Genomic DNA, 6,065 nt, shown 5'->3' with positions numbered 1-6,065 from the left:
CTTTCCCAAAAGAAGCGCAATTGGAGGCTTGTTTACCGTGGAATTATGAACCTGATCAGCAATTAGTAACTGAATGAAATACAAAAACGGACTAACTCAAATATGAGGAAGTCCGTTTTGTGTTTCAATACGTCCGGTTATAGTGTGCTTACGCTTTAGCCTTGGCTAGTTTTTCCTGAGCCGCTTGTCCGAGAATATTCAAGTAGTTGAATGGCCGGTCAAAGTTTGGTTGGAATAACATATCTACCATGGCAAGATCGTCGATGGTATTGTGATTTTGAATGCAAACGGATAAGAGGTTGGCAGATTGCGAAATATCATACTTGCTCATCAAGGCGCCACCTAAGATTTCACGGGTTTCTGGATTGAAGACCAGAGACATGGTTACAGGCAGGGTAGTTGGCATGAATTCCGGACGGTAATTATCAGTAATGATCACCTGTTCAGCCTTGATACCTTGTTCCTTAGCTGCTTCAGCCGTTAACCCAGTTGAGCAAAGTGAGATCCCGTAAAGGGCTAAACCAGATGATGATTGGGTTCCCATGTACTTGACCGTTAGCTTCACTAAGTTTTTACCCACTAATATTCCTTGACGAACTGCGTTAGTTGCTAGTGGGATATAGGCGTTTTTGCCGGTCGGATTGTAATGAACCGCTGCTGAGTCACCAGCTGCAAAAATATCCGGATCACTGGTCTGCATATAGTCGTTGGTGAGGATGGCGCCGTTTTTAGCCATGTCGACTTTACCAGCTAACAGACCGGTATTGGGTTTAAAGCCAATGCAAAGGACGGCTAGATCAACGGTAATGGCTTCTTTATCAGTCGTGATCGTGACCGCATCAGCCGTTGTCTTAAAGCCTGCCACTTTTTGACCCAAGGCGAGTTTGACACCGTGATCGCGATAGGCATCTTCAATCTTGTCCGTAAAGGTCCGGTCAAAGTACTTTGGCATGACCCGGTCTTGGGCATCAACTAACGTGACATCGTGACCCTTGAGTGAATAAGCTTCAGCCAATTCAGCACCAATGTAGCCGGCCCCGATGACGGCGATGCGTTTCGCATCACCAGCACGGTGGAAGAGTTCCTGGGCATGTACCCAGTTTTTGCAGAGCAGGACTTTATCGCTGTCGATTCCTGGAATTGGTGGAATAACTGGCCAAGAACCGGAAGTCATGACTAATTTGTCATAACTGCTGGTCGTCGTCTCATGGGTTTCTAAGTCCTCAACGGTAATGGTATGGGCCTTGTTATCAATGCTCTTCACGTTATGTTTCATCAAAACTGTTGCCCCGAGTTTTGATAATTCATCTGGGCTGGAATAGAAGAGCCCCTTAGGATCCTTCACCTGACCGCCTAGATAAAGAGCGATCCCGCAAGATAAGAATGAAATGACGTCGTTTTTTTCGTAAACGGTCACTTCAGCATCTGGGTTCTCCGCTAAGATCTGTTTGGTCGCGAATGTGCCTGCATGGGTACAACCAATAACTGCAACTTTCATTATAGTTCCTCCTTGGTAAACGTTAAGCAAAAAAGATTGCTTACAATTATATTTTACAGGTGCCAAACTAGTTGTCAAGTATTTCACAAGAAAAAGAAACCGTTTTCAATATTTTCGAATGGTTAAATTGCGATATACTAATAACAGACAAAATTCAAAGGAGAAATCTAATGACACATCTTTCAGCATGTACCTCAGTTTTAGTTGGTAAAAACGCTTCAATCGACGGTTCAGTAATGATTGCCAGAAACGACGATACGTTTTCACCTTTGACCCCGCAGCGCTTTTATATGCACCAACCAGAAAAGGCAGGTCAGATCCTGCAATCAACACAAAACAGGTTTCAGGCACCGCTACCTAAAAACGCCGTTCGTTATCAGGCCACGCCAAACGTTGAGGTCAATAGAGTAGGCTTATATGAAGAAAGTGGAATCAATGCGCATAACGTGGCTATGAGTGCTACGGAAAGCGTCTACGGTAATCCGGCTGCCTTGGCCTTTGATCCGCTAGTTGTCGATGGCATGGCTGAAGACACCATGCAAACCATGGTCTTACCCGTGATCACCAGCGCCCGTGACGGGGTTAAGGTGTTGGGTGACCTGATTAAAAAGTACGGGTCACCGGAAGGCAATGGCGTTTTGTTTGCTGACAAGGATGAAGCTTGGTATATGGAAATCGTGACCGGTCATCACTGGGTAGCTCAGCGAGTCCCTGATGACGCGTTTGTGATTACGGCTAATCAGGTCGCCATTCAATCGGTGGCATTTGATGATTCCGATAATTTTATGTATTCAGAAGGGATTCAGGATTTTGTTACTGAGCACCATTTAAACCCAGATCAGACCGGCTGGAACTTCCGCCATATTTTTGGAACCAGTACGGAAAAGGACCGGCATTACAATACGCCGCGAGTTTGGTACGGCCAACGTTACCTGATGCCAGATGTTGTTCAGTCACCAACTTCTGCTGAATTGCCGTTTATTGGTCATGCGAACCGGAAGATCAGCGTGGCGGATATCAGCTATATTTTAGGGTCACACTATAACGAAACCGACTATGATCCGTTAGGCAATGGGCCGGCCGAATTAAAGACTAAGTTCCGGCCGATTGCGATGAACCGCACGCAAAATTCCCACGTATTGCAGTTACGAAATAATGTGCCTGAAGCACAATCTGCCATTACGTGGCTGAGCCTCGGGGTACCAGTATTCAGTCCTTACGTGCCGTTCTTCGCTAATGCCAACGATACGGATCCTTCCTACGCGAACACGCCAGTTCACGCTGATCAGGAGAGTGCTTATTGGATGTACCGCAAACTTTCGGTCTTAGTGGAATCCCACTATGCTGAATTTGTCCAGGATGACCGGGATTATTTGACCGCCAGCCTTGAACTGTTTGCAAAACACGTTGCCAAGACTGATCAGGTTGCCAGCAAACTAGCTGGTGACGAGCTCACGACTTACCTGACACAGCAAAATTATTTGATCGTCTCTGAAATGAAAGCCCGAACTACTAAACTGATGAACGATTTGTTTGAACACGGTTTGGAACTTTCAAAATTAACGTTTAACATGGATGTTAACCTATAACATTAAACATACCGTCATTGCCGAAATTAGGTCAGCAGTGGCGGTATTTTTGATATAACGAGCTAAAAGTTTAAATTCATGAAGAATTCTAATACTAATCATAATTAATTCATGGTATCTCAGCAGCACTTTCGATAAACTAAAGGTAGCAGAAACTGGCTAGCGCCCCAAAGCAACAGGAAAGGACTGCTGACTATGACGAAGACAAATGCTGAAAGAGACCGTCAGGAATTAGCGACGGCACTTAAAACTAATTTTACCAGCGGACTGAGCACCGAACAGATCAAACAGCGGCAAGGTGATGGCCGAAACGTGTTACAGGAAGAAAAGCCGCCAACCATTTTCCAAAAGATTTGGCGGCATTTGTCTGACGTGGCGTCACTGGTGCTGTTATTTGCGGTGGCGTTATCGACCTACCTGGCGATTGCCGCGAATGGTGGCTGGACGAAAACTATCGTGATCGGCAGTATTTTAGTGATCAACGTGCTGATCGGGATGTATCAGGAACATAGCGCAGAGAAATCTTTAGCAGCTTTAAAAAAGATGAATATCCATGAGGTCACCGTGCTGCGTGATGGTCACACTCAGGTGATTGATGCGGCCGATTTAGTTGTTGGTGATGTTGTGCTGCTGTCAGGCGGTAATCAAATTCCGGCTGACGGTCGACTGATAGCAGCAACCGCATTGCGGATCGATGAAGCGGTTTTGACGGGAGAAAGTGAACCGGTTAAGAAAACGGCCGAACCAGTGGCCGAAACAGCCGAAATTGGTGATCGGATCAACGAAGTCTTTTCTGGAACGGGCGTTACGCAGGGAACTGGTCGCATGGTCGTGACGGCCATTGGGATGGACACTGAGATCGGCAGTATTGCCGGCATGTTAAACCAGACTAAGGCGCGGATGACACCGTTACAGAAACGGCTAAATCAACTCTCTGGTCGGTTAACGGCGGTTGCCGTGGTTGGTGGGGTTATCATTACCATTTTAGGAATCTTTTTTCAAGGTGAGACACTAACGGATGCCCTAATGATTGGGGTGTCACTGGCCGTAGCGGCGGTGCCGGAGACCTTGCCCATCATTGTGACCATCAGCCTCTCTCACGGAGTTGGCGTAATGGCTAAACAGCACGCGATTATGCGACGGGTGGATGCGGTGGAAACTATTGGCGGCGTCAACGTGATTGCTTCTGATAAGACCGGGACGCTGACTCAAAATCAAATGACGGTGACCCAGGTTTGGGCCGCAGCCGATTCGGCGCCAAGTGTGGTGGGCAAGGACGCTCTTCAAGAGCAGACCCAATCACTGATGCGGTTAATGGGATTAGCGACCAATGCCACCCGGGAAAAGATTCAGGATGACTGGGTTGAAATCGGGGATTCCACTGAATTAGCCATCGTTCGCTGGCTGGCTACTGAGGGATTGACGCGAGCCGATTTTGAACAGCAGGCACCGCGGATTGCGGAGGATCCATTTAATTCGACCAAGAAAACGATGGCCACCCTCCATCAATTACCGGATGGCAGGGCGTTGCTGATCGTCAAGGGAGCGCTTGACCGGCTGCAATTGAACCAGTCAGCTAAGGAGCAGGCTAAAACCAGCCAGATCCATGATCAGTTTGCGCACGATGCTTTGCGGGTGCTGGCCGTGGGCTACAAATATTTTGAGACGCTACCAGAAGCGCCCATTGAAGAACTGCAGCATGACTTGACCTTTGCTGGGTTGATCGGCATGATCGATCCGCCACGGGAGACAGCCATTGCCGCCGTTGCCCAGGCGCGTGAAGCCGGTATTCGTACGGTGATGATTACAGGCGACCACTTGGAAACCGCTAAGGCGATTGCCAAACAGATCGGCATTTTACGTCCGGGTGATCAAGTGGTGACGGGAGCCGCTCTCTCCCAGCTGTCCAATCAGGAGCTGGCACAGCAAATAGAAAACATCAGTGTGTATGCTCGGGTATCGCCGGAAGATAAGATTCGCATCATTACGGCGTGGCAAAAACAGGGCGCTACAGTGGCCATGACCGGTGACGGCGTTAATGATGCACCAGCGCTAAAAGCTGCGGATGTTGGGATCGCCATGGGGATTACCGGCACCGAGGTCTCAAAGAATGCCAGCGACATGATCTTAACGGATGATAACTTTGAAACCATCGTAGCGGCGGTTGCCACGGGACGTTCGGTTTATCAAAATATTTTGAAAGCCGTTGAGTTTCTGATCGGCGTTAATTTTGCACAGATCTTTTTGATGATCTTTGCGGTTGGCATTGGCTGGGGCGCACCGTTGATTGCGGAGCAGTTATTGCTGATCAACGTTTTAGCGGATGGCATTCCTGGTTTCTACCTCAGCCGCGAACCAGCAGAACCACTGAATATGAAACGGCCACCGATCAGCCGCCAGACTAGTGTTTTTGCTGACGGATTGGGGCAGCGAGTTGCGGTGCGGACAGGGACCTTTATTATCTTGACGCTGGGGATTTACAGTCTGGGCCGTTTCGGGCTAGCCAGCAATGATCCCGCCGTTGGGATGACCATGCTGTTCTTCACGCTAGCGTTAGGATCCATGGTCGACATTTATCCGATCAAGCAGCGTTCGCTACTTTCCTGGCAGGGGATCACCAGCAATCCCGCTTTAAACGCTGGAGTGCTGTTAGCTGCCGGTCTGGTGATCAGTACGGCGCTGATTCCGGGATTACGTGAAGTCTTTCAGCTGGTGGCGTTACCGGGCATCAATTGGCTGATTATCCTCATCGCCATTTTTATTCCTAGCGGTGTTTTGGAACTCAATAAACGGCTGCAGCGAACTAAGCTGAGCCAGCCTGTCATTTTAGAAGAAGACTAAAAATTAGTCATAAAGAAGCCCCAATTATCAGTTGATAATGCGATAATCCCTTTATGGTTGTCAGATGAAATACAATAATTCATTTGATGACTATGGAGGGATTTTTGTATGCCTAGATCCAAACACACAGCACTGGA

General features: G+C 48.0%; 3 protein-coding genes. 2 read left to right on the top strand and 1 reads right to left on the bottom strand.

What is annotated here, in order from left to right; genetic code table 11:
- Positions 1-148: 148 nt before the first annotated feature.
- Positions 149-1,498, bottom strand: a complete 1,350-nt coding sequence (locus tag FFM73_RS11870) for an FAD-dependent oxidoreductase (RefSeq protein WP_137631883.1) — start codon at positions 1,496-1,498, stop codon at positions 149-151.
- A gap of 170 nt (positions 1,499-1,668) precedes the next feature.
- Between FFM73_RS11870 and FFM73_RS11865 the strand changes: the two genes are divergently transcribed.
- Complete coding sequence (locus tag FFM73_RS11865; protein WP_137631882.1) at positions 1,669-3,087, top strand: C69 family dipeptidase; 1,419 nt, start codon at positions 1,669-1,671, stop codon at positions 3,085-3,087.
- A gap of 186 nt (positions 3,088-3,273) precedes the next feature.
- Positions 3,274-5,928, top strand: a complete 2,655-nt coding sequence (locus FFM73_RS11860) for a cation-translocating P-type ATPase (protein ID WP_373278675.1) — start codon at positions 3,274-3,276, stop codon at positions 5,926-5,928.
- Positions 5,929-6,065 lie beyond the last annotated feature (137 nt).

Origin of the sequence: Secundilactobacillus hailunensis (assembly GCF_005405185.1) — a bacterium.
GTDB lineage: Bacteria > Bacillota > Bacilli > Lactobacillales > Lactobacillaceae > Secundilactobacillus > Secundilactobacillus hailunensis.
The sequence above is the reverse complement of the archived record's forward strand: the minus strand, read 5'-3'. Positions and strand labels throughout refer to the sequence as shown.

Coding starts and splice junctions, on each gene's coding strand:
- FFM73_RS11865 (WP_137631882.1), top strand. CDS start 1,669: ATGACACATCTTTCAGCATGTACCTCAGTTTTAGTTGGTAAAAACGCT.
- FFM73_RS11870 (WP_137631883.1), bottom strand. CDS start 1,498: ATGAAAGTTGCAGTTATTGGTTGTACCCATGCAGGCACATTCGCGACC.